General features: G+C 73.2%; 29 protein-coding genes. 20 read left to right on the top strand and 9 right to left on the bottom strand.

What is annotated here, in order from left to right; genetic code table 11:
- Window positions 1-27: 27 nt before the first annotated feature.
- The 10 genes from CLV52_RS10985 (at window position 28) to CLV52_RS10940 (ending at window position 10,698) form a co-directional block, all read left to right on the top strand.
- Window positions 28-591: a PadR family transcriptional regulator gene (locus CLV52_RS10985; RefSeq protein WP_133766378.1), complete on the top strand. Its 564-nt coding sequence runs from the start codon at window positions 28-30 to the stop codon at window positions 589-591.
- A gap of 1 nt (window position 592) precedes the next feature.
- Window positions 593-2,116, top strand: coding sequence for an MFS transporter (locus CLV52_RS10980; protein WP_133766377.1), 1,524 nt, complete (start codon window positions 593-595; stop codon window positions 2,114-2,116).
- A 156-nt stretch (window positions 2,117-2,272) separates the two neighbouring features.
- Window positions 2,273-3,112: a chitosanase gene (locus CLV52_RS10975; RefSeq protein WP_133766376.1), complete on the top strand. Its 840-nt coding sequence runs from the start codon at window positions 2,273-2,275 to the stop codon at window positions 3,110-3,112.
- 8 nt (window positions 3,113-3,120) lie between these two features.
- On the top strand, window positions 3,121-4,266 hold the full coding sequence (locus tag CLV52_RS10970) for an ROK family transcriptional regulator (RefSeq protein ID WP_133766375.1): 1,146 nt from the start codon (window positions 3,121-3,123) through the stop codon (window positions 4,264-4,266).
- On the top strand, window positions 4,263-5,582 hold the full coding sequence (locus CLV52_RS10965; RefSeq protein ID WP_133766374.1) for an extracellular solute-binding protein: 1,320 nt from the start codon (window positions 4,263-4,265) through the stop codon (window positions 5,580-5,582). Before CLV52_RS10970 ends, CLV52_RS10965 begins: the two co-directional genes overlap by 4 nt.
- On the top strand, window positions 5,579-6,541 hold the full coding sequence (locus CLV52_RS10960; RefSeq protein WP_246018081.1) for a carbohydrate ABC transporter permease: 963 nt from the start codon (window positions 5,579-5,581) through the stop codon (window positions 6,539-6,541). The genes CLV52_RS10965 and CLV52_RS10960 overlap by 4 nt, the downstream gene beginning before the upstream one ends.
- Window positions 6,538-7,410, top strand: coding sequence for a carbohydrate ABC transporter permease (locus CLV52_RS10955; RefSeq protein WP_133766373.1), 873 nt, complete (start codon window positions 6,538-6,540; stop codon window positions 7,408-7,410). Before CLV52_RS10960 ends, CLV52_RS10955 begins: the two co-directional genes overlap by 4 nt.
- Window positions 7,407-8,678, top strand: a complete 1,272-nt coding sequence (locus CLV52_RS10950; protein WP_246018080.1) for a 6-phospho-beta-glucosidase — start codon at window positions 7,407-7,409, stop codon at window positions 8,676-8,678. Before CLV52_RS10955 ends, CLV52_RS10950 begins: the two co-directional genes overlap by 4 nt.
- On the top strand, window positions 8,669-9,664 hold the full coding sequence (locus tag CLV52_RS10945) for an N-acetylglucosamine kinase (protein WP_133766372.1): 996 nt from the start codon (window positions 8,669-8,671) through the stop codon (window positions 9,662-9,664). The genes CLV52_RS10950 and CLV52_RS10945 overlap by 10 nt, the downstream gene beginning before the upstream one ends.
- A 119-nt stretch (window positions 9,665-9,783) precedes the next feature.
- The gene (locus tag CLV52_RS10940) at window positions 9,784-10,698 is read left to right on the top strand and encodes an NAD-dependent epimerase/dehydratase family protein (protein ID WP_133766371.1); all 915 of its coding nucleotides are present in this window, start codon (window positions 9,784-9,786) and stop codon (window positions 10,696-10,698) included.
- A 31-nt stretch (window positions 10,699-10,729) separates the two neighbouring features.
- On the opposite strand, the gene CLV52_RS10935 is transcribed toward CLV52_RS10940, so the two are convergent.
- Window positions 10,730-12,253, bottom strand: coding sequence for an MFS transporter (locus tag CLV52_RS10935; RefSeq protein ID WP_133766370.1), 1,524 nt, complete (start codon window positions 12,251-12,253; stop codon window positions 10,730-10,732).
- A 108-nt stretch (window positions 12,254-12,361) separates the two neighbouring features.
- On the opposite strand from CLV52_RS10935, the gene CLV52_RS10930 reads away from it, so the two are divergent.
- From CLV52_RS10930 to CLV52_RS10915, 4 genes are all read left to right on the top strand, one after another.
- A complete protein-coding gene (locus CLV52_RS10930; RefSeq protein WP_133766369.1) occupies window positions 12,362-13,015 on the top strand; it encodes a TetR/AcrR family transcriptional regulator in 654 nt (217 codons plus the stop codon).
- Window positions 13,016-13,075: 60 nt separating this feature from the next.
- On the top strand, window positions 13,076-13,543 hold the full coding sequence (locus tag CLV52_RS10925) for a hypothetical protein (protein WP_133766368.1): 468 nt from the start codon (window positions 13,076-13,078) through the stop codon (window positions 13,541-13,543).
- An 88-nt stretch (window positions 13,544-13,631) separates the two neighbouring features.
- Entirely contained in the window at window positions 13,632-14,615 is a 984-nt protein-coding gene (locus CLV52_RS10920; RefSeq protein ID WP_133766367.1) for a hypothetical protein, read from the top strand.
- Window positions 14,615-15,355, top strand: coding sequence for an alpha/beta hydrolase (locus CLV52_RS10915; protein WP_133766366.1), 741 nt, complete (start codon window positions 14,615-14,617; stop codon window positions 15,353-15,355). The genes CLV52_RS10920 and CLV52_RS10915 overlap by 1 nt, the downstream gene beginning before the upstream one ends.
- On the opposite strand, the gene CLV52_RS10910 is transcribed toward CLV52_RS10915, so the two are convergent.
- Window positions 15,333-15,803, bottom strand: a complete 471-nt coding sequence (locus CLV52_RS10910) for a hypothetical protein (RefSeq protein ID WP_133766365.1) — start codon at window positions 15,801-15,803, stop codon at window positions 15,333-15,335. The genes CLV52_RS10915 and CLV52_RS10910 overlap by 23 nt on opposite strands.
- 186 nt (window positions 15,804-15,989) lie before the next feature.
- Here CLV52_RS10910 and CLV52_RS10905 point away from each other — a divergent pair, with 186 nt between their 5' ends.
- Window positions 15,990-16,490, top strand: coding sequence for a hypothetical protein (locus CLV52_RS10905; protein ID WP_133766364.1), 501 nt, complete (start codon window positions 15,990-15,992; stop codon window positions 16,488-16,490).
- 48 nt (window positions 16,491-16,538) lie between these two features.
- Window positions 16,539-17,138, top strand: a complete 600-nt coding sequence (locus tag CLV52_RS10900) for a phage holin family protein (protein ID WP_162850821.1) — start codon at window positions 16,539-16,541, stop codon at window positions 17,136-17,138.
- Between the two features lie 2 nt (window positions 17,139-17,140).
- On the opposite strand, the gene CLV52_RS10895 is transcribed toward CLV52_RS10900, so the two are convergent.
- A complete protein-coding gene (locus CLV52_RS10895; RefSeq protein ID WP_133766362.1) occupies window positions 17,141-17,431 on the bottom strand; it encodes a biopolymer transporter Tol in 291 nt (96 codons plus the stop codon).
- Window positions 17,432-17,519: 88 nt separating this feature from the next.
- Window positions 17,520-19,046, bottom strand: a complete 1,527-nt coding sequence (locus CLV52_RS10890) for an alpha-amylase (RefSeq protein WP_162850820.1) — start codon at window positions 19,044-19,046, stop codon at window positions 17,520-17,522.
- Window positions 19,047-19,274: 228 nt separating this feature from the next.
- On the opposite strand from CLV52_RS10890, the gene CLV52_RS10885 reads away from it, so the two are divergent.
- Window positions 19,275-20,066, top strand: coding sequence for an SDR family NAD(P)-dependent oxidoreductase (locus CLV52_RS10885; protein ID WP_133766360.1), 792 nt, complete (start codon window positions 19,275-19,277; stop codon window positions 20,064-20,066).
- On the opposite strand, the gene CLV52_RS10880 is transcribed toward CLV52_RS10885, so the two are convergent.
- The gene (locus CLV52_RS10880; RefSeq protein ID WP_246018079.1) at window positions 20,063-20,788 is read right to left on the bottom strand and encodes an MBL fold metallo-hydrolase; all 726 of its coding nucleotides are present in this window, start codon (window positions 20,786-20,788) and stop codon (window positions 20,063-20,065) included. The two genes, CLV52_RS10885 and CLV52_RS10880, sit on opposite strands and share 4 nt — an antisense overlap.
- 70 nt (window positions 20,789-20,858) lie before the next feature.
- Window positions 20,859-21,194, bottom strand: coding sequence for a hypothetical protein (locus tag CLV52_RS18445; RefSeq protein WP_162850819.1), 336 nt, complete (start codon window positions 21,192-21,194; stop codon window positions 20,859-20,861).
- Between the two features lie 69 nt (window positions 21,195-21,263).
- Here CLV52_RS18445 and CLV52_RS10875 point away from each other — a divergent pair, with 69 nt between their 5' ends.
- Together CLV52_RS10875 and CLV52_RS10870 are read left to right on the top strand one after the other, a co-directional pair.
- A complete protein-coding gene (locus tag CLV52_RS10875) occupies window positions 21,264-22,037 on the top strand; it encodes an MBL fold metallo-hydrolase (protein ID WP_162850818.1) in 774 nt (257 codons plus the stop codon).
- Between the two features lie 65 nt (window positions 22,038-22,102).
- Window positions 22,103-23,656, top strand: a complete 1,554-nt coding sequence (locus tag CLV52_RS10870) for an APC family permease (protein WP_133766357.1) — start codon at window positions 22,103-22,105, stop codon at window positions 23,654-23,656.
- A gap of 39 nt (window positions 23,657-23,695) precedes the next feature.
- On the opposite strand, the gene CLV52_RS10865 is transcribed toward CLV52_RS10870, so the two are convergent.
- Together CLV52_RS10865 and CLV52_RS18440 are read right to left on the bottom strand one after the other, a co-directional pair.
- A complete protein-coding gene (locus CLV52_RS10865; protein WP_133766356.1) occupies window positions 23,696-24,343 on the bottom strand; it encodes an MSMEG_1061 family FMN-dependent PPOX-type flavoprotein in 648 nt (215 codons plus the stop codon).
- Between the two features lie 22 nt (window positions 24,344-24,365).
- Entirely contained in the window at window positions 24,366-24,509 is a 144-nt protein-coding gene (locus tag CLV52_RS18440) for a hypothetical protein (RefSeq protein WP_162850817.1), read from the bottom strand.
- Between the two features lie 208 nt (window positions 24,510-24,717).
- On the opposite strand from CLV52_RS18440, the gene CLV52_RS10860 reads away from it, so the two are divergent.
- Window positions 24,718-25,275, top strand: coding sequence for a hypothetical protein (locus tag CLV52_RS10860; protein WP_133766355.1), 558 nt, complete (start codon window positions 24,718-24,720; stop codon window positions 25,273-25,275).
- 35 nt (window positions 25,276-25,310) lie between these two features.
- Here CLV52_RS10860 and CLV52_RS10855 read toward each other — a convergent pair whose 3' ends face one another.
- Window positions 25,311-26,645: an HNH endonuclease gene (locus CLV52_RS10855; RefSeq protein WP_162850816.1), complete on the bottom strand. Its 1,335-nt coding sequence runs from the start codon at window positions 26,643-26,645 to the stop codon at window positions 25,311-25,313.
- Between the last annotated feature and the right edge of the window lie 34 nt (window positions 26,646-26,679).

Genomic DNA, 26,679 nt, shown 5'->3' with positions numbered 1-26,679 from the left:
CAGGATTAGTCATGCGAGACTGATCGCATGTCCTCCATCCGCGTCTTCATCCTCGGCGCGCTCGCCGAGCGGGGACCGATGCACGGGCACCAGCTCCGGCTCCTCGCCGAGAAGGAGCACGTGCACATGTGGACCGACTTCCGGGTCGGCGGCATCTACGGCGCGCTGAACCGCATGCTCGCGGAGGAGCTCGTCGAGCCCGTCCGCACCGAGCGCGAGGGCGCCCGGCCGGAGCGGCAGGTCGTCGGGATCACGGAGGCGGGGCGCATCGCGCTCGACCACCTCCGCCTCGAGATGCTGTCGGAGTTCTCGCTGCGGCCGGACCCGTTCGACCTGGTCCTCGCGCGGGTCGGCAAGGACCTCGCGGGCGAGCTGCCGGACCTGCTGCGCTCCCGACGGGCGACCGTCGCGGCCGCCGCCGAGCAGCACGCGGCGCGCCTCGAGCACGTCGACCAGTACCTCAACCTCACCGAGCGCCACGTGATGGCGCACCAGACCTACCGACTGCAGGCCGAGCTCGACTGGCTCGACTCCCTGCTCGCCGACCTCCCCGCCATCGTGCGGGCCGAACACACCAGAGAGCCCGACTGACATGTCCGCTTCCGCCCCCGCCATGGGCACGATCCAGGTCGCGCCCCGCCGCGCCTGGATCGCGTTCGCCGTGATCCTCCTCGGCGCCGTGATGTCCCTCATCGACGCCACCATCGTGAACGTCGCCCTGCCCTCGATCCGCACGAGCATCGACGCCTCCGAGGCGACGCTGTCGTGGATCATCTCCGGCTACTCGCTCGCGTTCGGCCTCGCGCTGATCCCGGCCGGACGGCTCGGCGACCGCTTCGGCCACAAGTGGGTCTTCTTCAGCGGTCTCGTGCTGTTCGTCGCGGCGAGCGTCGCCTGCGGGCTCTCGCAGACCGACGCGCAGCTCGTCGTCTCCCGCGTCGTGCAGGGCCTCGCCGGCGGCCTCTACCTGCCCGCGGTCTCCGCGTACATCCAGCTGCTGTTCTCGGGTCGCGTCCGCGGCAAGGCGTTCGCGGTGTTCGGCGCCGTGCTCGGCGTCTCGTCGGCGATCGGTCCGGTGCTGGGCGGCCTGCTCATCGAGGCCTTCGGTCGGGACGAGGGCTGGCGCTACGTCTTCTTCGTGAACCTCCCGATCGGCATCGTCGCGCTGATCGCGACCGCGGCGCTGGTTCCGAACAGCCCGAAGCAGGCCTCCGCGTCGGCGGGCGTCGACCTCGTCGGGCTGCTGCTCGTCACCGCGGCGCTGTCCGCGATCCTCGTGCCGCTCATCGAGGGCCAGGACCTGAAGTGGCCGCTCTGGACGTACCTCTCGATCGCGGGCGGCCTGGTGCTGCTCGTCCTGTTCGCCCTCTGGGAGCGGCGCGTCGTCGCACGCGGTCGCACCGCGCTCGTGCCGCCCCACCTCTTCTCGCACCCCGCGTTCACCGGCGGCACGCTGCTCGCGCTCGTCTACTTCGCCGCCTTCGTCAGCATCTTCTTCTCGATCTCGCTGCTCTGGCAGTCGGGGCTGGGCCACACCGCCCTCGAGTCCGGCCTGGTCTCGATCCCGTTCGCGATCGGCAGCATCATCGGCGCCTCGCAGAGCACGCGCCTCGCGGCGGCGATCGGCCGCCGGGTGCTCGTGCTCGGGGCCGGGATGGTCGCGCTCGGCCTCCTCGGCGTGTGGCTCGTGCTGCTGCTCGTCCCCGCGCCGGACCTCACGAACTGGGACCTGCTCGGTCCGCTGCTCGTGGCCGGCGTCGGCAGCGGCTTCTTCATCGCGCCGAACGTGCAGTTCATCGTCGCGACCGTCGACCCATCGGAGGCGGGCGCCGCGAGCGGCGTCATCTCGACGATGCAGCGGATCGGCTCCGCGATCGGCATCGCGGTGATCGGCAGCGTGTTCTTCGGGACGCTCTCCTTCCCGGCCGGCCGCCGCCCGACCTCGACGGACGTCGCGAACGCCTTCGGCACGAGCGCGGCCTCCGCGCTGCTGGTCAGCGCCGCGTTCGCCGTGGTCGCGTTCCTCCTCGTCTTCACCCTGCCGAAGCAGGTCGGTCGCCGCGGCGGCGGGGCGCCGAGCGAGGCGCGGCGGCCGGAGGCGACCCCCGCGGCCTGACCGCAGCGGCCGCCCCAGCGCGGACTTGCCACTTCTCGGCCCCGACACGCCGCTGCCGGGGTCGACAAGTGGCAAGTTCGCGCTGTTGCGCGGGCGGATGTTTCGCTTCTGTAAACAGTCTTACCGGAAGGACGGTTGGCTGTTACGGTCGCCGCCATGCCGCATCGCCGCATCGTCGCCGCAGTGCTGACGACCGTCGCCGTCCTCGTCGCCGTGCCCTCCATGGCGCTCGCCTGCACACCGGTCCACCTCCACGCCGGCGCCCGCGGCCCCGGCCTGACCGCGCCGGTCGAGAAGGAGATCGCGATGGAGCTCGTCTCCAGCGCGGAGAACTCCTCGCTGGACTGGCGGGCGCAGTTCACCTACATCGAGGACATCGGGGACGGCCGCGGCTACACCGGCGGCATCATCGGCTTCTGCAGCGGGACCGGCGACATGCTCGAGGTCGTCCGCGCGTACACGGCGGCCGAGCCCGCCAACCCGCTGGCCCGCTTCATCCCCGCGCTCGAGCGGGTGAACGGCACCGACTCGCATGCGGGGCTCGGCGACGCCTTCGTCGCGGCATGGCACCGCGCGGCGGCCGACCCGCGGTTCCAGCGGGCGCAGGACGACGAACGCGACCGCGTCTACTTCGACCCGGCCGTGCGCGCGGCGAAGCGGGACGGCCTCTCCACGCTCGGGCAGTTCGTCTACTACGACGCGATGGTCATGCACGGCCCGGGCGACGACCCGCTGTCGTTCGGCGGCATGCGCGCCTGGGTGCAGCGGCACGCGAGGACGCCGCTCGCCGGCGGCAGCGAGCAGCACTTCCTCCACGTGTTCCTCGAGCACCGGAAGACGATCATGCGGACCGAGGAGGCGCACTCCGACACGAGCCGCGTCGACGACGAGCAGGCGGTGTTCCTCGCCGCGCACGACTGGGGCCTGCGCCCGCCGCTGCGCTGGCACACGTACGGCGACCCCTGGGCGATCCTGACGGACCCGGTGGTCCGTTGAGCGCCCCGATGCCCGGGACGCCCGGCTCCCTCCGCGTCCTCAACGACCAGGCGGCCGTCGCGCTGCTGCTCGAGCACGGGCCGATGAGCCGCAACGAGCTCGCGCGCGCGTCCGGCCTCAGCAAGCCGACCGCGGCCGAGATGCTCCGCCGCCTCGAGGCCGCCGGGCTGCTGCGGGAGGCGGGGGAGCGGACCGGTAACCGCGGCCCGAACGCGACCGTCCACGAGCTCACCACCGACCGCTTCCGCTCGGTCGCCGTCGACATCGAGGGCCGCACGGTCCGCTCGGTCGTCGTCGACGTCGCGGGTCCGGCCTTCCCCGTCGCGCTGCACATCATGACGGAGGCGGAGGTGCTCGCGCCCGCCGACGAGATGCTGCAGGCCGCCGTCGCCCGCGCCTGCTCGGCCGCCGGGGTGGACGAGGACGCGATCGTGGCGATCGGCGTCGGCCTGCAGGCCGCGGTCGACCATGCGAGCGACTCGCTCACCTTCATCGAGGACATGCCGGGCTGGCCGCGGCACGCGGTCGCCGCGACCCTCGGCGAGCGGCTCGGGGTGCCCGTGCTGCTCGAGAACGACGCGAACCTCGCTGCCGTCGCGGAGCGGGCGACCGGCGCGGGCCGGGAGGCCGGCAGCTTCGCCCTCCTCCAGCTCGCCGACGGCGTCGGCCTCGCGCTCGACTTCGGCGGCGTCGTGCACACCGGCGCCTCCGGAGCCGCCGGCGAGATCGGCTACCTGCAGGCCGACGGCGCGGAGATCGGCGACCTCGTCTCCCGCGGCGCGGTCGAGGACCTGCAGCGCGAGCACGACGTCGCCGACCCCGCGACCGTCGACGCGGACCACCCCTTCCACCGCGCGCTCGCGGCGCGCGTCGGCACCGCGCTGCTCCCGGCGCTCGCCGTCGCGGATCCGGCCCTCGTGGTCCTCCACGGGCCGACGGGCATCGCGGGCGGCGCCCCGCTCGCGGCCGCGACCGCGCGCTGGCTCAGGGACCGGACGCGCTGGGTCGCCGCGGTCGTGCCGCCGCAGGTCGTCGTCGCGCCCGTCCTCGAGGGCGTCCGCCACCGGCTCCGCGCCCACGTCCTCAGCACGATGCAGGCGGCCGTCGGCCGCCTGGACACCCCCGCCCCCTCCCGAATCGAGGCCCAGCAGTGACCCGCATCCGAGCAGCCGCCGCGGTCGCGGCCGCCGCCGTCCTCCTCCTCGCCGGCTGCAGCACGGGAGGCGGCGACGCCATCGCCTCGAAGGCGCCGACGACCGTGCAGGGCACCGTCTCCTTCTGGCACTTCTTCACCGGCCGCGAGGCGGGCGTGCTGAAGACGGCGGTCACGGCGTTCGAGAAGGCGAACCCGAAGGTCCACGTCGTCATCCACGACGGGCAGGACGACGAGAAGCTGCAGAAGGCGATCAGCGCCGGCCAGCCGATCGACCTCGGGCTGTCGTACTCGACGGACATCGTCGGCACGTTCTGCTCGACCGGGGCGTTCCGCGATCTGAAGCCGTACATCGCGCGCGACCGCGTGGACCTCGGCTCGCTGCCCGCAGCGGTCCGCTCCTACACGCAGTACAAGGGCAAGCGGTGCGTGCTGCCGGTGCTCTCCGACGCGACCGCGCTCTACATGAACACGGACCTGCTGCAGAAGGCGGGCATCAGCACGCCGCCGAAGACGCTCGACGAGCTCGAGGCGGACGCGCTGAAGCTGACGACCTACAACCCGGACGGCTCGATCAAGACCCTCGGCTTCAACCCGCTCATGGGCTTCCAGGAGAACACCCCGCAGCACTTCTCGGCGATCATCGACGGGAAGTTCCTCGACGCGAAGGAGGACTCGGTCATCGGGAAGTCGGCCGACTGGAAGGCCCTGATGCAGTGGCAGAAGGGCTTCGTCGACAGGATCGGCTACGCCAAGCTGCAGCGCTTCACCGCCGGCCTCGGCCAGGAGTTCGCCGCCGACACCCCGTTCGAGAAGGGGCGGATCGCCATGGTGCTCGACGGCGAGTGGCGCACCGCCTTCATCGCCTCCGACAAGGCGGACGTGCAGTACGCGACCGCGCCGTTCCCGACCGCGTCGAACCACACCGACATGTACGGGGCGACCTACATCACCGGCAACATCGCGGGCATCGGCAAGGGCGCCACGAACCCCGAGGCCGCGTGGGCGCTGCTGAAGTACCTCGCGCTCGACACCAGGACGCAGGTGCTGCTCGGCAACGGGCTGAAGAACGTGCCGACCCTGACCTCCGCCCTGAACTCGTCCGACCTGCAGGTGGGCGACCAGTACAAGACCTTCGTCGACGCGGCGAAGAACCCGAGGACGATCACGTCGCCCGCGAGCAAGAACGGCGCCGCGTACCTGAACGACTTCGAGGAGTCGTGGGACGACTACCAGACCCACGGCGGCGACCTGGACGCGATCCTGAAGAAGCTCGACTCGACCATCGACGACGCGAACGCGCTGAGCGGGCCGTGACCGTGACCGTCGCCGCCGTCCGGCGGCCGCGGCGGCGCTCCCTCGAGGGGCGCCGTCGGCGGACCGCGCTCGTGATGCTCGCTCCGGCGATCGCGGGCCTGGTGCTCTTCTTCGGCCTTCCGCTGGTCGTCAGCGTGCTGCTGTCCTTCACCCGCTTCGACCTGCTCTCCGCGCCGCAGTTCGTCGGACTGCTGAACTACACGTACCTCTTCACGCAGGACCCGGACGTCGGCACGGCGGCGCTGAACACGCTCTGGTTCGTCGTGATCCTGGTCCCGGTGCGGACGGTGTGCGCGATGCTCGTCGCCGGGCTGCTCGCCCGCGTCCGGCGCGGCTCCGGCGTCTGGCGCACGCTGCTCTACCTGCCCGCGCTCGTGCCGCCGGTCGCCTCCGTCGTCGCGTTCGTCTTCCTGTTCAACCCCGGCACCGGCCCGGTCGCGACCGTGCTGCAGGCGTTCGGCATCCAGAGCCCGCTCTGGTTCAACGACCCGGCGCTCGCCAAGCCGTCGCTCGTGATCCTGGGCGTCTGGGTGACCGGCGACCTGATGATCGTCTTCCTCGCCGCGATGCTCGACGTGCCGCGCGACCTCTACGAGGCCGCGGGCCTCGACGGCGCGAGCGGCGTGCAGAAGGTGCGGTTCATCACCCTCCCGACGATCGCGCCGGTCATCGGCTTCGCCGTCGTGACCGGGGTGATCGCCGCGCTGCAGTACTTCACGGAGGCGGCCGTCGCCTCCGGCGTCGCGAGCGGCAAGGCGACGGTCGGCCAGGGCACGGCGACCGGGCTCGGCTACCCGAACCAGTCGCTCCTGACCTACACCGAGTACCTCTACGCGCACGGCTTCGCTGAGTACCAGCTCGGCTACGCGTCCGCGATGGCCGTCGTGCTGTTCGTGATCTCAGCCGTGCTGCTCGGGCTCACGATGCGTCGCATCAGTGTGTTCCGGATGGCGTCGTGACCGCCGTCGTGACCGCCCGGCCGCGCGTGCAGCCGGCGTCGGGGCGGGGGAGGCGCGCGCTCGTCTGGATCGCGGAGCACGCGGCGCTCGTCGCGCTCGCGGTCCTCGCGCTCGCGCCGGTCGTGTTCGTCGTGCTGACGTCGCTGATGACGAGCCAGCAGGCGCTGACCGCGTCGATCATCCCGAAGGTGTGGGACTGGGGGAACTACGTCCGCGTGTTCCGGACCGTGCCGCTGGCGCAGTGGTTCGGGAACTCCGCGCTCTACGCCGTGCTCTCGACGGTGTTCATGCTCGTGTCGTCCGTGCCGGCCGCGTACGCGCTCGCCACGGTGCGGTTCCGCGGCGCGGGCCTCCTGTTCACGGCGATCGTCGTCGCGATGCTGCTGCCGCCGCAGGTGACCGCGGTGCCGGTGTACGTCTTCTGGTCGCAGCTCCACCTCACGGGCACGCTGTGGCCGCTCATCCTGCCGAACCTGCTCGGCGACGCGTTCTCGATCTTCCTGATGCGCCAGTTCTTCCTGACCCTGCCGGCGGAGTTCGCGGACGCCGCCCGGGTCGACGGGTGCGGGGAGTGGGGCGTGCTGTGGCGCGTCGTGCTGCCCATGGCGCGGCCGGGCATCGCGGCGGCCGCGATCTTCCTGTTCTTCAACTCGTGGAACGACTACTACGGCCCGCTGCTGTACACGAGCGAGAACAGCGCCTCCTGGCCGATCGCCTACGGGCTCGCCACGTTCCGCGGCGTGCACGGCACGGACTGGAGCATCACGATGGCGATGACGGTGATCATCACGATCCCGGTCGTCGTCATCTTCTTCTTCGCGCAGAAGGCCTTCGTCGAAGGCATCGCGCTCACCGGGGTGAAGGGATGACCACTGGCATGAAGCTCGCGATCGTCGGCGGCGGGTCGACGTACACACCGGAGCTGATCGACGGCTTCCTCCGCCACCGCGACGTGCTGCCGTTGGACGAGCTGTGGCTCGTCGACCCGTCGGAGGAGCGCCGCCGCCTCGTCGGCGGCATGGCGCAGCGGATGTTCGCCCGCGGCGGCCATCCGGGCACGGTCCACGCGACCGACGACCTCGTCGCCGGCGTCGCGGGCGCCGACGCGGTGCTGTTCCAGCTGCGGGTCGGCGGGCAGGACGCGCGGCACGGGGACGAGACCTGGCCCCACGAGGCGGGCGTCATCGGGCAGGAGACCACGGGCCCGGGCGGGTTCGCGAAGGCGCTGCGGACCGTGCCGGTGGTGCTCGAGGCGGCGGAGGCCGTGCGGCGCTACGCGAAGCCCGGCGCGTGGATCGTCGACTTCACGAACCCGGTCGGCATCGTGACCCGGGCCCTGCTGTCGGAGGGCCACCGCGCCGTCGGGCTCTGCAACGTCGCGATCGGCTTCCAGCGCCGCTTCGCCGCGCGGTTCGACGTCGCACCGTCGGCCGTGCGGCTCGACCACGTCGGCCTCAACCACCTCACGTGGGAGCTCGGCGTCCACGTCGACGGCCGCGGCGACGTGCTGCCGGAGCTGCTCGCCGAGGACCTGACCGACCTCGCCGAGGAGGTCGAGCTGCCCGCGCCGCTGCTCACCCTCCAGCAGGCGGTGCCCTCCTACTACCTCCGCTACTACTACGCGCACGAGGAGGTGCTCCGCGAGCAGCTCCGCGAGCCGACCCGGGCGCAGGTGGTGCAGGAGGTGGAGCGCGCGCTGCTCGCCAAGTACGGGGACCCGGCGATCGACACGAAGCCGGAGGAGCTCGAGCGCCGCGGCGGCGCCTTCTACTCGGAGGCGGCGATCGACCTGCTCGTCTCGCTCACGACCGACCGCGGCGACGTGCAGGTGCTCGACGTGCGGAACGACGGGATCCTCCCGTTCCTGCCGGACGACCACGTGATCGAGGTGCCGAGCCGGGTCACCGCGGACGGTGCGGTGCCGCTGCCGGTGGCGCCGCTCGCCGACGACGTCCGATCGCTGATCGCGGACGTCGCCGGGTACGAGCGGCTCGCGCTCGACGCCGCGAAGCACGGTGGGCGGGACCGCGTGCTGCACGCGATGTGGGCGCACCCGCTCGTCCGGGACTTCGACCGGGCCGAGCGCCTGACCGACCTGCTGCTCGCGGCGAACGCGCGGCACCTCGCGTGGGCGTGAGCGCCGCCGCGCCCGTCGTGCTCGCCGCCGACGGGGGCGGGTCGAAGACGGACGTGCTCGCGATCGGCCTCGACGGCCGCGTGCTCGCCCACGAGCGCGGCCGCGGCGGGAACCCGCAGGTGGCCGGCTGGCCGCCGGTGCGCGAGGAGCTCGACCGGCTGCGGGCCGCGGTGCTCGCGGCGGCGTCCGACCGGACCGTGCTCCTCCAGCACGTCTACCTGGCCGGCCTCGACCTGCAGGAGGAGCTCGCCGAGGCCCGGCGGCGGCTCCAGCACTGGACGGCGCTCGCCCCGCTGACCGCGGAGAACGACCTCTTCGCCCTGCTGCGCGCGGGCACCGCGGCGAAGGACGCGGTCGCCGTCGTCTGCGGGACCGGCATCAACGCGATCGGCGTCCGCGCCGACGGCGCCTCCGCGCGCTTCCCGGCGCTCGGCGAGATCTCCGGCGACTGGGGTGGCGGCTCCGGCCTCGGCCCCGCCGCGCTGTGGCACGCGATCCGCGCGGAGGACGGCCGCGGCCCGGCGACCGCCCTCCGCGAGGTGGTGACGGGCGCGTTCGGCACGGCGACCGTCCGCGCGGTGGTCGAGGGGCTCCACTTCGGCCGCATCCCGCGGGAGGCGCTCAACGACCTGACGCCCGCCCTGTTCGCGGCCGCGGAGGCCGGGGACGCGGTCGCCGCGTCGGTCGTGGACCGGCAGGCCGAGGAGGTCGTCGTGATGGCCGACGTCCTCCTGCGCCGCCTGGACCTCCAGTCCACCCCGCTGCCGGTCGTGCTCGGCGGCAGCGTGCTCGCGGGCCGGTCGCCGCGGCTGGTCGCCGGCGTCGTCGCGGGGCTCGCCGAGCGTGCGCCGCTCGCCCGTCCGACCTGGGTCGTCGAGCCGCCCGTCGTCGGGGCCGCCCTGCTCGCCCTCGAGGCGGCGGGCGCCCCGCCCGAGGCGCTGACCGTGGCCCGGGACGAGGTCGTCGCCGCCCTCCCCTCCCGCTGAGATTTCACGGATCAGGACGAACGGGCCGACACGCCGTAGCGGGGACCTCAGCGAACGGCGTGTCGGCCGATCCGTCCTGATCCGTGCAACGAGCGGTTCGGCGGTGGCAGAGTCGAGCGATGCGGGTCATCGTCGCCGGCGCGACCGGCACCGTGGGCCGGCCGCTCGTCGAGCAGCTGCTCGCGCGCGGGCACGAGGTGATCGGCATCAGCCGCCGACCCGTGGAGGGCCTCGGCTGGTCCGGCGCGGTCGTCGCGGACGTCCTCGACCACGACGCGCTCCTCGCCGCCGCGAAGGGCGTCCGCGCGGATGCGGTGATCCACGAGCTGACCGCCATCCGCGGGATCCCGCTGCGGTACCGCGACCTCGACGCGACGAACCGGCTGCGGACGGTCGGCACGTCGCACCTCCTGCGCCTCGCGGAGGCCGTCGGCGCGACGCGGATGGTGACGCAGTCGTTCCTCGGCGGCTACGGCTTCGTCCCGCGCGGGCCGGAGCCGATCGCGGAGGGCGCGCCCTTCGCGGTGCCGGGCCGCACCGAGCCGCGGCTCCGGCCGATCATCGAGGCGCTGAAGGCGGCGGAGCGCCTGACCCGATCGACGCCCGGCATCGAGGGCGTCGCGCTCCGGTACGGGCTGTTCTACGGCCCGGACTCGATCGGACCGCTCGCGCGGCTGCTGCACCGCCGGGCGCTGCCGGTGCCGCGGAGCGGGGGAGGCGTGCACTCCTACGTCTTCGTGCCCGACGCGGCGGCCGCGACCGTCGCCGCCCTCGAGCGCGGCAGGCCGGGCAGGTCCTACAACGTGGGCGACGACCGCGCGACGGGCTGGAACGACTTCTTCGACGCCGCGGCGCGGGCCGTCGGCGCTCCCGCGCCGCTCCGCGTGCCGGACACGGTGTTCCGGGCGCTGCCGTACGTCGACGCGCTCCGGCGCTCGAGCATCCCGATGGCGACCGCGCGGGCGAAGGAGGAGCTCGGCTGGTCGCCGAGCGTCGCCTCCACGGCCGAGGGCCTCCTCCGCTCGGTCCGCTGACCGGGCGGAGGAGGCCCTCCGGGAGGTGCGCTCAGGCGCCGACGGCCTCCGGGACCGGTCGCGCGTCGGCGGCCGGCGCGGCGTGCTGGTGCGCCGTGTGGAGCGCGAGGCCCTGGTTGCGGCGGCGGAACACGACCGCGGCGAGGACCGCTCCGCCCGCGAAGAACGCCGCGCACCACCAGTACGCGGTGGCGTAGCCGTGCACGGCGGCCTCCGCGGCGGTCGCCGCGGTGGCGGGCGCGTGGGACGTGACCCAGTCGGTCACCGCGGTCGCCGCGAGCGTGTTCAGCAGGGCGGTGCTGATCGAGCCGCCGACCTGCTGGCTCGTGTTCACGAGCGCGCCCGCCACGCCGGCGTACTGCCGATCGACGCCGAGCGTCGCGGTCTGCATCGAGGCGGGCATGATCGAGCCCATCCCGGCGCCCATCAGCATGAGCGGCACGAGCAGCCCGGGTGCGTACGCCGTGTGCACGTCGAGCCGTGTGAAGAACAGCATCGCCGTCATCGCGAGCAGCATCCCGATCGGGACCATGACCTTCGGGCCGAAGCGCGGGACGAACAGGTTCGTGCCGAGCTGCGCGGCGAGCACGAGCATGCCGATCATCGGCAGGAACGCGACCCCGGTCTGGATCGGCGAGTAGTGCAGCGTCGCCTGGACGTAGTAGGTGACGAACAGGAAGACGCCGAACATGCCGGCTCCGGCGATCATGACCGACGAGTACGCGGCGGCGCGGTTGCGGTCCCGGAGGATCGCGAGGGGCAGCAGCGGGTGCGAGGCCCGCGTCTGCCAGACCACGAACACGATCAGCAGCACGCCGGCCGCGGCGAGGAAGGCCCAGCTGGCGGGGGAGTCCCACCCGTCGGACTCCGCGTTGGAGAACCCGAAGACCAGGCTGAACAGGCCGGCGGAGACGAGCAGCGTGCCGGGCACGTCGAGCTTCGGCCGCGGCCCCTGGCGCTGCAGGTTCGGGACGAGGAACACGGCGCCGATCACGGCGACGACCGCGATCACGTCGTTGATGTAGAGGTTCCAGCGCCAGTCGAGGCTCTGCGTCAGGAGGCCGCCGAGCAGCAGCCCGATCGCGCCGCCGGCACCCGCGAGGGCGCCGAAGACGCCGAACGCGCGGGCGCGCTCCTTCGGGATCGTGAACGTGGTCGTGAGGACGGCGAGGGCGGTCGGGGCGAGCATCGCGCCGAAGACGCCCTGCAGGGCGCGGGCGGCGATGAGCACGCCGAACGTCGGCGCGGCGCCGCCGAGCGCGGACGCGAGCGCGAAGCCGACGAGCCCGATGACGAACATCCGCTTGCGGCCGACGAGGTCGCCGAGGCGGCCGCCGAGCAGCAGGAGGCTGCCGAACGCGAGCGAGTACGCGGTCACCACCCACTGGCGGTCCGCGTTCGAGAAGCCGAGGTCGGCCTGGGCCGACGGCAGCGCGATGTTCACGACGGTCGCGTCGAGCACGACCATCAGCTGCGCGAGCGCGACGACGGCGAGCGTCCACCAGCGCTTCGAGGAGGGCGGTTCCGCTGTCGCGGCCTGGGGGAGGGAGGTCATGGATGAGGAGCATATACGGAACCCATCAGTTCCGGATATGGTGAGTTCCAGAACTCGCCCGTGTCGGATCGGGCGTACACTCCGAGGCGAACAGGAGGACCAGCCGCGATGACGCAGCTCGACACCGTCCCGCTCTCCGAGCAGACCGAGGACGACGGAGGCCACCGCCTCGGCCGCAAGCGCGACCACACGCGCGACCCCGAGATCCTCGACGCGGCGCTCGACGTGCTCGCGGAGACCGGCTACGACGCGATGTCGATGGACCTGGTCGCCGCCCGCGCCAAGGCCGGGAAGGCGACGCTGTACCGCCGTTGGCCGTCGAAGGCCGACCTCGTCATCGACGCCGTGACCTGCATGAAGCAGGCGCAGTCGCGCATCGAGGACCTGCCCGACACCGGCACCCTCCGCGGCGACCTCGTCGCACTCATCCGCCCGCACTCGATGGAGGAGGCGGAGCGGAAGATGCGCGTCATGGGCGCCGTCGTCTCGATGCTGTCGCGCGACCCCGGCCTCGCGGACGCGGTGAACGAGGCGATCACCGAGCCCCGTGCGCGGCTGAACCGGGCGCTCATCGAGCGTGCCATCGCACGCGGCGAGGTCTCGCCGCGCGTCGACGTCGACACGGTCGCGCACATCAGCCCGTCGATGGTCGCCTACCGCACGCTCGTGCAGCGCAAGCCGGTCGACCGGGAGTACCTGATCAGCCTCATCGACGGCGTCGTGCTGCCCGCGCTCGGCCTGCCGGCAGGCGCGCCGGCCTGAGCACGCGGCTGTCCGTGCACCCTGGGTGACGTCGTCGGAGGGGTGAGCGAGACTCGACCCATGCCGGGTGTGCGGGGCGTGCCGAGGTCGGACGAGGTGATCCGGCGCTTCTTCGCGGGCGAGCGCCGCGGCGTCACCGGTCGCCGCCTGGAACGGCTCGAGCACGCCGAGCGGGACCTGCTCGCCTGCCTCGACGAGCACGCCTCCCTCGTCCTGACCGAGCAGGAGCTCGCCCTCCTCGCGCTCGAGCGGCAGTTCGACGCGGAGCACGCCGCCGCGCGCGTCGCGCAGGCGGACGCGGTGCTGCTGCTCCTCCCGCTGTTCCTCGAGGAGTCGCAGTGGCAGGGCCTCGAGTACGAGGACCGGGTGCTGCGCATCCGCCTCGCCGAACCGCTCGCGTACGGCATCGCGCGGCTGCCGGAGCTGCGCGGGCCGGAGGCCGGCGCCGCGGTCTGGACCGTCGAGGCCACCGTCGAGCACGCGGTGTGGATGCTCCGCCAGGAGCGCGAGGCGATGCGCCGGCACTGATCGCGGTCGGCACCGGCCGGTCCTCCGGCGTCCACGGCACTCGAACGCGGGCTGTCGTCCGGGTGCCCCCGTCGGGTGGGATCGACCGATGCCCGAGCTCCGCCGCCCGCACGCCCGACGCCGCGCGCGGTTCGCCGCGATCGTGACGCTCGTCTGCGCGCTGGTCGGTGCGGTCGGCGTCGCGACGGGCGCGGAGGCCGCCCCGGCGCTCCGCTCCGCGACCGCGGCGCCCGCCGCCGGCGTGACGCAGTACCGGCTCGGCGCGCTCGCGTTCGACGGCGGCGGGAACCGCACGACGTCGACCGTCGGCAACGGCGGCCGCCTCGTGCTGACCGGCTCGTTCTCCGTCCGCTGGACGGGCGAGCGCGCGAAGCCGCGGCTCACCCTGCAGCGCCGCATCGGCTCGGGCCGCTGGACGACCACGACCGCGACGGTGTCCGTGACCGACCACGGGCTCGTCGTCCGCACCCCGGCCTTCTCCACGAAGGCGACGAAGCGCACGGTCGCCTACCGGCTCCGCTCCGCGCCGTACTCGACCGCCGCCGGCACGGTCAGCGGCTCCTCCGTCAGCCGCGTCGTGCACGTCGTCGTCGAGAACCAGCGCCGCTACACCGGCTTGGCGAAGTCGATCTGGACGACCGTGCGGCCGTACTGCCCGGCGACCGCCGTGCACGTCGGCTCGCTCGCGTCGAAGGCCGGCGACTTCAGCACCGGCGCGCTCCTGCTCCGCATCGACGGCGCCGTCCGCGGCTACCGGCCGATCGACGTCCGCGCCGTCGCCCTGCACGAGTGCTCCCACGAGCGGCAGTGGCTGAACTACGGCGGCACCTCCGCGGGCTGGCAGCGCATGGAGGCCGCCGCGGCGACCCGCTTCGCCGACTGGACGGCGCCGGCCGATACCGCGACGCCGTATCCGCTCGAGAGCCCGGACGCGCGGATCACGCCCGTCGAGCACGCGGCGGACTGCGGCGCGCAGGCCGTGAACCCGGGCGGGTACCTCGGCTACGGCGGGTACTGCACGGCGGCCGAGCTCGCCGCCGGGAAGCGCCTCCTGCACGGTCACCGGTACTGATGCGCACGCGCCGCGTCGTCCGCCGGGTCGGCGTTCTCGCGCTGGCCGCCGGTGTGATCGCCACGATCGGCGCCGTCGTGTGGGCGGAGCACCCGATGGAGGCCGAGCCCGGACCGCTCGCGGCCGTCGAGGCGGATCCGGCCGTCCACTACCGCGACCGCGGCGACGCCGTCGTCCTGACGCCGGAGCGCCCGACGGGGATCGGCCTCGTGTTCCTCGCCGGCGCGCGCGTCGACGCCGCGGCGTACGCCTGGAAGCTCTCCGGCATCGCGGACCGCGGCGTCGGGATCGTGATCGTCCGACCCCGGCTCAACTTCGCGATCCTGGAGGAACGGCCGCTCCGCGACTTCGAGCGGTACGACCCCGCCGTCCAGCGGTGGCTCGTGGGCGGGCACTCGCTCGGCGGGGTGCGCGCGTGCCAGTACGCCGCCGACGGGCAGGCGGACGGCCTCGTGCTGCTCGGCTCCTACTGTGCCGCGGACCTGTCGCAGCGGCGGATCCCCGTCCTCAGCATCGCGGGGAGCCGCGACGGGCTGAGCACGCCGACCAAGATCGCCGCGGCGCGGCACCTCCTGCCCGCGGACGCGCGCCTCGACACCATCGACGGCGCCGTGCACGCGCAGTTCGGCGACTACGGGAAGCAGCCGGGCGACGGCACGCCCACGATCGGTGATGCCGCCGTGCGCACGGCGATCACGGAGGACCTCGCGGCGTTCCTCACCGACCCGGCGACGGACTGACCTCGGCGCCTCCGGCCGGCTCCGCGCGGCGGAACAGGTACACGCCCGTCACGACGCCGCGAGTCACCGTGCCCTGGCCGCTGAGGAACACGCGGTCGGTCGACGTGGAGCCGGTCTCGACGAACACGTAGCCGGCGTGCTCGAGGCGCCAGCCCTCGTCCTCGATGCGGCCGAGCAGGTCGGGCTCCTCGTCGCGCCGGGTGATCTCGTTCTCGGACGACCCGAACATGGAGGCCTCGCCGGTGAGCGAGCTGACCTCGAGCTCCGCCTGGAAGTAGCGGTCGCCGCGACGGAACGCGGTCCGCGCCCGGCCGATCGGCGTGTGCGCGAACGCCGCCTCGGCCGCCGCGCGGCGGCGCTCCTCGAGGCGCGCCGCCTCCTGCCGCTCCTCCTCGGCCCGGCGGCGGGCGTCCTCCTCGCGTTCCTCCTGGGACTTGAACAGCGCCACGGCGGGAGCCTAGGAGGTGGCGCGTCGGCGCGGGTGCGCGGCACCTCGCGCGAGCGCTGCGTGTCGTACCCCTCGGACGGGGGCCGCACCGGAGACTGTGCTGCAGGCGGCCTGTCGGTCGCCGAACGTCATCGCGGCCGGATGCGGCCGCCGCCGTCCTCCGGCCCTGAGCCCCGAGGAGCACCCATGTCCGACGCGCAGCCCTGGTCCCGACAGGCCCTCGAGGAGGGCGGGTTCCGCGGCTTCGTGCCGTTCGCCGCCCTCCGGACCGCCGACGTCCCCGCCGCACCGGGCGTCTACGTGGTCCTGCGGACGGCCCACGGCGAGCCCGAGTTCCTCGCCGAGAGCGCGGCCGGCCCGCGGAACGGCACCGCGGCCGCCGTGTCCGCGGAGGTCCTCGCGAAGAAGTGGGTGCCGGGCCCGGAGGTCGTCTACATCGGCAAGGCGACGCAGCGCTCTGGCGGCAAGCGCGGCCTGCAGAAGCGGCTCGACGAGTACGTCGTGCACGGCGCCGGGGGTGCCGCGAAGCACTGGGGCGGCCGCTACGTCTGGCAGCTGGCCGACCGCGACGACCTCCTGGTCGCTTGGAACGTCACCGATGAGGACCCGGGCGTCGTGGAGTCGCGCATGCTCGGCGACTTCGTCGACCGCTACGGCGTCCTGCCCTTCGCGAACCTCCGCCGCTGACCCCGGCGCTCTCACGCCGCTCCCCGGCGGATGCTCCATCGTTGGCGGATGGCCGACAGCGACACCGGATCCGACGCCGAGAAGCGCCCCTCCCTGCTCCGCGGGCTGGTGCAAGGCGTCGGCCACGAGGTGGGCGATCGTGTACGGCAGGAGATCGGGGCGGCGCGCAGCGCGGGCGACGGCAACCCCGCGCACCTCGCCCAGCGGGCGGCTGCCGCGGCGATCGGCGGCGCGGTCGGGGGCGTCGGGCAGAACGTGTCGGCGTTGCTGCGGGAGGAGCTCGGGAACGCCCGCCGCGAGGCCGTGGCCTCGGCGCGCACGGCCGGCCGGGGCGTCGGCCTGCTCGGCGCCGCGGCCGCCGCCGGGAACACGGCCGGCCTGTTCGTCGGCATCGCCGTCTGGCGCGGGCTCGGCAACCGGATCGGGTTCGCGAAGTCCGCGCTCGTCGTCGCCGGGCTGTCCGGTGCGCTGGCCGCCGGGCTCGCCAATCGCGGGACGCAGGAGCTCGCCCGCGTGCGGCAGTCGACCCCGCCCGTACCGCCGGTGCCGCCCGCAACGGCGCCGTCGCCTTCGCCGTCCACCACGGTCATCGCGGTACCGCCGACGACCTCGACGGCACCGACGGCCGGGAGCACGCCGAAGGGCTGAGGTCAGTCCTCCAACTCCGTCAGCGCCTCCCGCGCCCGCTGCACGCGCGCCTCGACCGGCTCCTCCCACCACTTCGGCCCGCGCTCGCCGAGGCCGTGCTTCGCGATGCCGACCCGGCGACGCGCGGCAGCGACCGCGTCGTCGTCCCCGCGGCGCGACGCGGCACCGACGGTCGCCCGCGCGGAGCCGAGGTGCGACCGCAGGGCGGCGGCGACGTCCTCCGGCAGCGCCGGGTCGGTCCTCCGCCAGCGTCGGCCGTCCACCACGAACCAGTGGGCGTCCTCGGTCGGCATCCCGGCACCGTAGCCGGGCTTCATGCGGCGATCCCCGACCAGTGCGGCCCGGATCCGGGCGCGCTGGTCGGGGATCACTGCAGGAGGGTCAGAGGCGATCGCTCCGCGTGAAGGCGACCGCGTCGTACGAGCCGACCGTGATCGTCGCGAGCCCCCGCCCGTTGACCCGCACCGTCGGGCCCGAGCAGGTTCCGCGGTGCGTGACGCCGTGGATCACGTCGCAGTACCGGCCGGCCGGCAGTCCGGTCCGCACCGTCCTCGTGACCGAGGTCGTCTCGTTGTTCATCGCGAAGAAGCCGAGGTTCCCGCGGCTGAACGCCGCGAAGTTCACCCCGTCGTCCGTCCAGTTCCGTACCGGCGCCTGCCCGACCCGGTTGTGGAAGCCGACCATGCCCTTCACCCCGAGCTGCCGGTCCGTGCAGTTCCAGGCGGTGCTGCTGCAGTCCGTGTCCGTGATGAACCCGTCGGCGTTCGAGGGCGGCGACTGGTTCGTGTCCGAGCCGAACGTGAAGCCGGCGTAGACCTGCGGCGTCCCGTACGGGTACGCGAGCATGAACTGCGTCGCGATCAGGTTGTTCGGGGCCTTGTAGTTGAGCGTCGAGCCGTTGCGCTCGGTGTCGTGGTTCTGCACGAACACGAGCTCGTCGGCGCTCGGCAGCAGGCCGGACGCCTCGCCGAACACCTTCAGTGACCCGACGTCGCCGTCGTTGCGCGGCCTGGTGCCGTCGTCGTACGACTGGAACGCGCTCTGCAGCGCGGAGGCGTAGTCGAAGCCGAGCACCTGCCCTTGCCCGGTGAACGCCGCGGCACTCAGACGGCCCGGGCTGCCCGCGCCGACCTCGAGGGCGACGTACGGGCGGGTGCCGTCCACCGTCCGGTGCAGCCTCGACTCGATCGCGGTCAGGTCCGTCTGCCCGATGTGCTTCGCGGCGTCGACCCGGAACCCGGAGACGCCGTAGGAGAGCAGCTTGTTCAGGTACGCCGCGAGCGTGTTCCGCACCTTCGACGACCCCGTGTTCAGGTCGGAGAGGCCCACCAGCTCGCAGTCGAACACCTGCCGGTAGTCGTTGAAGTCGCGGATGCTGCCCTCGCGGTCGCTCGACCCGGCCGCGGGCGGCACCGGGCAGTTCCCCGGGTAGCTGTGGAAGTCGCTCGGCCCGTAGATGCCCGGGTAGGAGTACTTCGTGAAGGTCGCGCCGCCGTATGAGGTGGTGCCCTGCCCGGTCATGTGGTTGATGACCGCGTCGACGTAGACCTTCACGCCGGCGGCGCGGCACGTCTTCACCATCGCCTTGAACTGGGACTCGGTGCCCATCCGGCTCGTGAGCGCGTAGTCGGCGGGCTGGTAGACCTCCCACCACGGGTGGAGCACGTCGGCGCCGTTGCCGGTCGCCGTGCGCTTCGTCGAGTCCTGGGGCGGCGCGACCTGCACGCCCTTGTAGCCGGCGGGCCCGAGCTGGGTCGTGCACTCCTTCGCGACGGACGGCCAGTTCCACTCGAAGAGGTTCGCGAGCACGGGCGTCGCGCTGCTCCTCGGGCGGTCGGGCGAGGCCGTCGCGGGCAGCACGAGCGACGTCGTGAGCGCCCCGGCGGCGAGCACGGCTGCCGCGGCCACCGCGGCTCGCGCGCGCCGGCGTCGCCAAAAGGGCTTCGGCGGGGGAGCGGGCGTGTTCATCGGATCCTCCTCATCGAGGTGAAGGAGCCGACGGACGTGGGGTGGGTCGGCTCCGTTGCCAACGCGCCCGAACCTAGGGGTGGCCGCCGACGCCGCGCCAGGCGCGCCGACCGGCTGGCGGCGCTTGCTCAGGATGGGACCCGGCGGAGCGCGGCTAGCGTGCCCGTCGTGGCTGCCGTCCTCCCGCTTCCCAGTGCGCTCGACCTCTCCGGCCGTACCGCGGTCGTGTCCGGTGCGGGCAGCCCGACCGGCATCGGCTTCGCGTCCGCGCTCGCGCTCGGGCGGCTCGGTGCCCGTGTGCTCGTCACCGCGACGACGGACCGGATCCACGACCGGGTCGCCGAGCTCCGCGCGGCACGCGTCGAGGCGGAGGGCGCCGTGGTCCGGCTCGACGACGCGGACGCCGTCGCGGCGTTCGCGGACTCCTGGTCGACGGCACCCGCGATCCTCGTCAACAACGCCGGGATGGTGGCGACGGGCGAGGACATGCCGAGCGGCGACGTCACCGTCGACCCGGCGCTGTGGGAGGCGGGCCTCCGGCAGAACCTGACGAGCGCCTTCCTCCTGACCCGCGCCGCCGTCCCGGGCATGCGCCGGGCCGGGTGGGGTCGGGTGGTCATGGTGAGCAGCGTCACCGGCCCCGTCATGGCGTCGCGCGCCGATGTGACCTACGCCGCCGCGAAGGCCGGCATGGCGGGCCTGGTCCGCGCGCTCGCGGTGGACGAGGCGCCGCGCGGCATCACCGCGAACGCGGTCGCGCCCGGCTGGATCGCAACGGGCTCGCAGCTGGAGTCGGAGGCCGCCGAGGGCCGCCTCGTGCCCGCCGGCCGCAGCGGGACCGCGGAGGAGGTCGCCTCCGTCATCGCCTGGCTCTGCTCGCCGGGCGCCTCCTACGTCACGGGCCAGACGATCGTCGTCGACGGCGGGAACGGCGTCGCGGAGCAGCGGCTGCCGGGCTAGACGCGGTTGACGAGCACGACGTCGTCGAGCACGTGCCGGCCCGGGCGACCGATCGCCTGGTGCGCCGCTCCGCGGATCGCCTCGAGTCGCTCCGGTGCGAGCGCGAGCGGCAGCTCGTCCGGCTGCTCGATCGTGCCGGCCGGGAAGTCGACGCCGGTCGCCGTCGACATCTCGACATGGCAGCCGAGCACCGCCGTCACCGGACGGGTGCGCGCGAACTCGACGAGCACGTCGAGCGACCGCGCGAACGCGACGTCGTCCTCGATGTACAGCCGTCCCGGGTACACGATGTCGCCGGTCAGCAGCCACCCCGTCATCGGATCGAAGACCGTGATGGCGGCGGCCTCGTGCCCGGGCGTCGCGAGCACCTCGAGCGTCCGCCCGCCGAGCTCGAACGCGGCCCGTCCGTCGTCGAACCCGAAGAACCCCGCCACCGCCGCCGCGTCGTGCCCGAGCACCGTCGTGTCCGACCGATCCGCGAACTGCCCGTCGCCCGCGACGTGGTCGTCGTGCGCGTGGGAATGCGCGACGACGAGCGGGTACGACCCCTCGACACCGTTCCGTTCGACCCACGTCGCGAGCAGGTGGTCGATCGTCGCCCGAAGCGGGAGGACCTCCGGATCCGCGGTCGCACCGGTGTCGAGCAGCAGCGCCCGTTCCCGCCCGAGCAGGAGGAACAGGAACGGCGCCTCGAAGTGCGTCGACGCGCCCTGCCGCAGCACGACCGTGTCCGCGTCGTGCCAGGCGACCCGCAGCGCCGGATCGGCGGCACCCGAGCTCCGGAGGCCGAGATCAGTCGCCGGCAGGGCGATGCCGGAGCTCCTCGGCGCTCGGGAGGTAGACGAGGTTGCCGGCAGCGTCGTAGGTCGTGCTCCCGGTCGCGTCGCGGAAGAGCGTCGGCCCCGGGTCGGGCTCCGTCATCGCGGGCAGGACGGCGCCGGACGCGCGGAGCGCCTCCGACTCCGCGTGGAAGTGCAGCCGCACGTCCTCCGCGGCCCGCTGGTTCAGGTGCCAGTTGTCGGTGTAGGCGGGCAGGTTGCCGTAGCGCTGGCGCAGGTAGTGGCGGATGCGCTTCTGGTCGATGCCGAGCTCGCGCTCGAGGTCCGCCGGGGTGGTGTGGTCGGCCACGCCCGCGAGTGTATTGGCGCGCGGCGACACCGCTGCCGGGAGTGCTCGAGCGCGTGCCAGCATCGGGCGATGCGCGCCTCCGGGATCCTCCGCCGCCTGCGGCCCGCGGCGCCGGACGTGCTCGTCGCGACGAGTCGACGCGACCGGCAGAGCAGCGTCGTCCTGATCGGCCTGGGACGCCGTGCGCTGCTCGTCGACCCCGGGTGGACGCCGGACGAGCTCGATGCGCTCGCCGCCGACCTCGCTGCCCTCGGGCTGACCGTGGAGGGCGTCGTCGCGACCCACGCCCACTACGACCACCTGCTCTGGCACCCCTCGTTCGGCGCCGCGCGGCGATGGGCGTCCGCGCCCACCGCCTCCGCGGATCGGGTCGCGATGCTCGACGAGCTCGGCCCGGGATTCGCCCCGGTCACGTTCCGTACGGCGCCGCCGATCACCCCAGTCCGGAGCCGCATTCCGTGGACCGGTCCCGCGGTGCACGTGGTCGTCACCGATGCGCATGCCTCGGGGCACGCGTCGCTGTGGATCCCGCGCGGCCGGGTGCTCGTGGCCGGCGACCTGCTCAGCGACGTCGAGGTCCCGCTGCTCGCGGACGACGACCCGCTCGGCGCCGCCTACCGCAGGGGACTCGACGCGATCGAGCCGTTGGCGGCGCGGGCCGCGCTCGTGGTGCCGGGACACGGCGCACCCGGTGCGGACGCCCTCGACCGCCTGCACCGCGACCGACGGTGGCTCGACGCGCTCGACGTCGGCCGGCCGCCCGTCGACGACCCCCGGACCGCCACCGAGGCCAATCGGGAGGCCTGGTCCGCAGCGCTCGCGGCCCGACACGCGGTTCGGTAACACCGCCGAAACGCGGTGGGAGGACCATCCCGCCAGGCGCGTCGCGCCGGAAGGAGACGACCACGGTGACCGCTGCGATCGAGCCGGGCGTCGCGCCCGCCGCTGAGGAGTCCGCGAAGCTGCAGCGGCACTTCGGCCGCTTCGACATCCTGTTCTTCCTCATCTGCACGATCGTCGGCGTCGACACGATCGCCTCCGTCGCCGGAGCCGGCGGCGAGGCGTTCACCTGGATGGTCGTGCTGGCCGTCGTCTTCTTCGTGCCGCAGGCCCTGCTCTTCGCGGAGCTCGGGAGCGCCTTCCCCCAGGAGGGCGGCCCCTACCTGTGGACGCGCATGGCCTTCGGCCACCTCGCGGGCGCGATCAACAACTTCCTCTACTGGGTGACGAACCCGGTGTGGCTCGGCGGGACGCTCGCGATCAGCGCGGTTGCGGCCCTGCAGGTGTTCTTCAACGGCGGCGACGCGTTCAGCACGCCCGCCGTGCTCGTGATCTCGATCGTGTTCATCTGGATCGCGGTGCTCGCCGCGGTCCTGTCGTTCCGGATCGGCAAGTGGATCACCACCGTCGGCGCGTTCGCCCGGTTCCTCCTGCTCGGCCTGTTCACGGTCTCCGTCGTCCTCTACGCCGCCGAGCACGGCTTCCACGGCCTCGGCGCGTCGTCCTTCGCGCCCACGATGGGCGGGTTCGTCGCCCTCGTCGGCGTGCTGCTGTTCAACTACGTCGGCTTCGAGCTGCCGTCCGCGGCGGGGGAGGAGATGCGGGACCCGAAGCGCGATGTGCCGTTCGCGATCCTCCGCTCCGCGATCGCCTCGTTCCTCCTCTACGCGGTGCCGATCCTCGGGATCCTCCTCGTGCTGCCGGCGGACAAGGTGACGAACTTCGGTGGCCTCGTGGACGCGATGAAGAGCGTGTTCACGGTCTACGGCGGCTCCGTCACCGCCGACGGCACCGCCACGCTCACCGGCCTCGGGCAGCTGCTCGGCGACCTCGGCGCGGTGCTGTTCGTGCTCTGCGTGCTCACCTCCGGCGTCACCTGGATCATGGGCTCCGACCGGGCGCTCGCGGTCTCCGGCTACGACGGCGCCGCGCCCCGCTTCCTCGGCGTGCTGAATGCGCGCCTCGGCACCCCGGTGCGGGTGAACGTGTTCAGCGGCATCGTCTCGACGCTCGTCCTCGTGCTCGCCCAGGTGATCACGCAGGGCAGCGCGGCGAAGTTCTTCGGCGCGGTGCTCGGCGTCACGATCTCGACGACCCTGATCAGCTATCTGCTCATCTATCCCGCGCTGTGGAAGCTGCGCCGGACGATGCCGGATGCGCAGCGCCCGTACCGGATGCCGTTCCACCGGCCGCTGACCGTCCTCCTGATGGTCCTGCTCGCCTTCACGGTCCTGCAGCTCATCGCGCCGGGCGCGCCGTTCGCCTGGTTCGGCGCCGACTACCGGCCCGACGGCTGGAAGGCGAGCGAGGCCGGCCTGTACCTCGCCACGGAGCTGATCCCCGTCCTCGTGTTCATCGGCGTGGGCGTGCTGTTCTGGGCCCTGGGAGCGCCGACCCGGAGGGCGAACGCGCTGCTGTCCTCGCGGCCGGCCGACGAGCCGGACGCGGTGCTCGCCGAGTAGCCCGGTGGCGCCGGACCAGGCTCGGGGACGGCCAGGCGCTCAGGCGTACAGACCGGCGCCGTAGTTCTCGGGCCGGTAGTACTCGTCGAGCTGCTCGACCGTGCGCTCGTCGGGTTCGACCTGCTTCGCGAGCACCGCGCGGCGCGGGACGAGGCCGTTGGGGTCCCAGGTCTCCGGGTTCCAGAGGCCCGACCGCATGAACGCCTTCGCGCAGTGGAAGAACACGTCCTCGATGTCGACGACGACCGCGAGCAGCGGCCGGTGCCCCTTCACGATCAGCTCGTCGAAGAACGGGGCGTCCGACACGAGCCGCGCGCGGCCGTTGATCCGGAGCGTGTCGCCGCGGCCGGGGATGAAGAAGGTCAGCCCGACGTGCGGGTTCGCGAGGATGTTCCGGTACCCGTCGGCCCGCTTGTTGCCGGGCCGCTCCGCGATGGCGATGGTCCGGTCGTCGATGACGTGCGCGAGCTGCCCGGCCGGGTCGCCCTTGGGGGAGGCGTCGCACCGCCCCTCGGCGTCGGCGGTCGCCATCATGCAGAACGGCGACGCCGCGAGCCACGCCCGGTCGACGTCGACCAGTGCGGGGCGGCTCTTGCTCTTCGCGCGCTCGCCGGGCTCACCGATCAGCGCGACGAGCGCGTCCAGGGTGTCGACCTCGGTCCAGGGCGCCACGTCCGTCGTGCTCATGCGAGCCACGCTACGCCGGGGGTCAGTGGCCGAGTGCGAGGGCGAGCGGCACGGCGCTCACACCGGCGATCACCGCGCCGACGGCGATCGAGAGGGCGCGCTGGCGGAGGTGCGCTCGGCGCTGCGAAGCGGGGTCGACGAGCGTCAGGACTGGGGAGGGGGTCATGAAGAGGCCTTGGGGGAGGCGGAGACCGGATCGGGTGGTCCGGTCCCGCGAAGGCTGCACCCCGCCAGGATGGCGGACAACCCCCCGAAGTGGTGACCTCGTCGGCGCGTCGGCGTCGAGCCCCGGCTCGCGCCGAGTGCTCATCGGCGGCACCGAGCGCGAGCTGCCGCCGTCTCGGGCTGTCAGAGGTCGGCGGAACAGTGACCGCGTGGCCCCCGTGATCCCGCTCCGTCCGATGGCGGACGGCATGCTCATCCACTTCTTTCTCAACACCGGGCCAACGCTGACCGGCAAGCGACTTGATCGCGTCGAGCGTGCGCATGCGGATCTGCTGGCCTGCATCGCCGACCACCTGGCCGAGGTCGATCCGGGAGCCGCGGCGCGAGCCCAGACGTCGGACCGCCCGCATCGGCAGGATGCGGCGGCCGCATCGGTCGCACCGCGGGCCGTCCTCGACTTCCTTCCGTTCTTCCTCGATGAGCCCCGGTGGCACGGGAGCGATCTGCGGGACCGCGTCGTCCGTGCTGATCTCGCATGGCAGCTGGCGCAGTGGATCGATCGGCGTCTCGGTGTGCGCGAAACCGCCTCCTACGAGGCGGTGCGCCAGGCCGTGTGGAGGTCGAGGACCGCCGTCCGTCGCAGCAAGGCGGAGTCCGAGCGCCGGCGGCTCGAGCAGAAGGCGAAGGACTCGCCCGAGCTGCAGCGGGCACTGCAGAACATGGACGCCTTCATGGCGCAGCTTCGCGCGTCACGGGGCGGCGCCTGAGGCGCTGAGACCTGATCTCCCGAGTCGTCTTCGAGTCAGAACGGGGTGACCTCCGTCTCGTCGACGCTGCGGATGCGCAGGCCGGTCTTCATCCGCTGCACGCCACCCCACTTGTTGCGCCAGAGCGGGGTGCCGTCCTCGTCGATGGTGACGTCGGCGAACCCGGAATGCCTCGCCAGATGACTCCTGCGGCAGAGGACGTGGAGGTTCTCCTGGCGGGTGCGGCCGTCGTGCTCGAACGGCTGGATGTGGTCGATGTCCGCCCGATGGGCGGGGAGTCCGCATCCGCACCCGCAGGTCGGTTGCCGCAGGTGCAGCAACCGCTTCAACCCGGCGGGGATGTACCGCTCGTGCGAGTCGAACCGCAGGATCACGTCGTCGACGGGATCGACCACCGCGCGGGTCCAGGTCGCGGTGTGCGCGACGAGCGTGCGCGCGGTCTCCGCGTCGATCGTGCCCATCCCGGAGATCCGGGCCGGTGCGTCGCCGGCGCCGGTGGCCGTGTCGGCGGGGATGACCACGGTGATCGTCGCGTCGATCAGCTTCCGGGTCACGTCCCCGGACTCCTCCGTCTCACCGAGCCGCTCGAAGGGATAGGACGGGCCGCCGTCGGCAGGGCCCCGCATGCTCCCGGTGAGGACGGCGTCGACGGCGCAGTCGGCCATCAGCGCGCCGAGGGTGCGGCATTCGCCCTCCCGCCCGTGCGCGGCCACGGCGTGCTTGCGGATCCGGTCGTACGCGGCGGCGATGTCTGCGGCGGTGGAGTGGATCTCCAGCACCCCCTGGCCGTCCTTGGTCGCGCGTGCCCGCACGGTCCGCCGGTTGGTCGCCTCCTTGTGCTGCTCGGTCGTCAGCTCCGGATCGAGCTCGTCCCGCAGATCGCTGAGGAGGCGCTCGACCGCGGTCGCGCGTTCGGTCTGCACCAGTTCGGCGGCGCGTTCGTCGAAGGCGTCGAAGTGCTGCGCTGGCAGCCCGATCGCCTGGGTTCCCGCGACCACGACGGCGTCCTCGGAGGCGAGGCCGTCCAGGAACACCGCCCAGGTCCTGGGCATGTGGTCGCGGAGGATCCGTGCGGCTTCCAGCCGCCGCTGCACGCCGAAGCGGGTCACGCGCAGCTCGTTCGCCTGATGCATCAGGAAGCACGTCACGACCGGGTCGTCCGGTGACGGCATCCTCCGGGTCTGCTCCTGCTCCTCGAGCAGCATCGCCTCGAGCCCGGCGAGCATGACCTGCAGTCGCACCGCGGCTGCCGTGTTCACGAGCCGGTTCGCGTGCTGCAGCGACGCCGTGAAGAGCTGTTCGCGATCGTCGAGCGCCGCGTAGGGGTTCTCGGGCGGTGGGTTTCCGCCGTCGTCAGTGGGTTCCGACATGCGAGCATCCCACCACCTGCCACCGACAGAGGTT

This window comes from Amnibacterium kyonggiense (genome assembly GCF_004364555.1).
Lineage (GTDB): Bacteria > Actinomycetota > Actinomycetes > Actinomycetales > Microbacteriaceae > Amnibacterium > Amnibacterium kyonggiense.
Note: the sequence above shows the minus strand (reverse complement) of the source record. Positions and strands in the feature narration are given on the sequence as shown.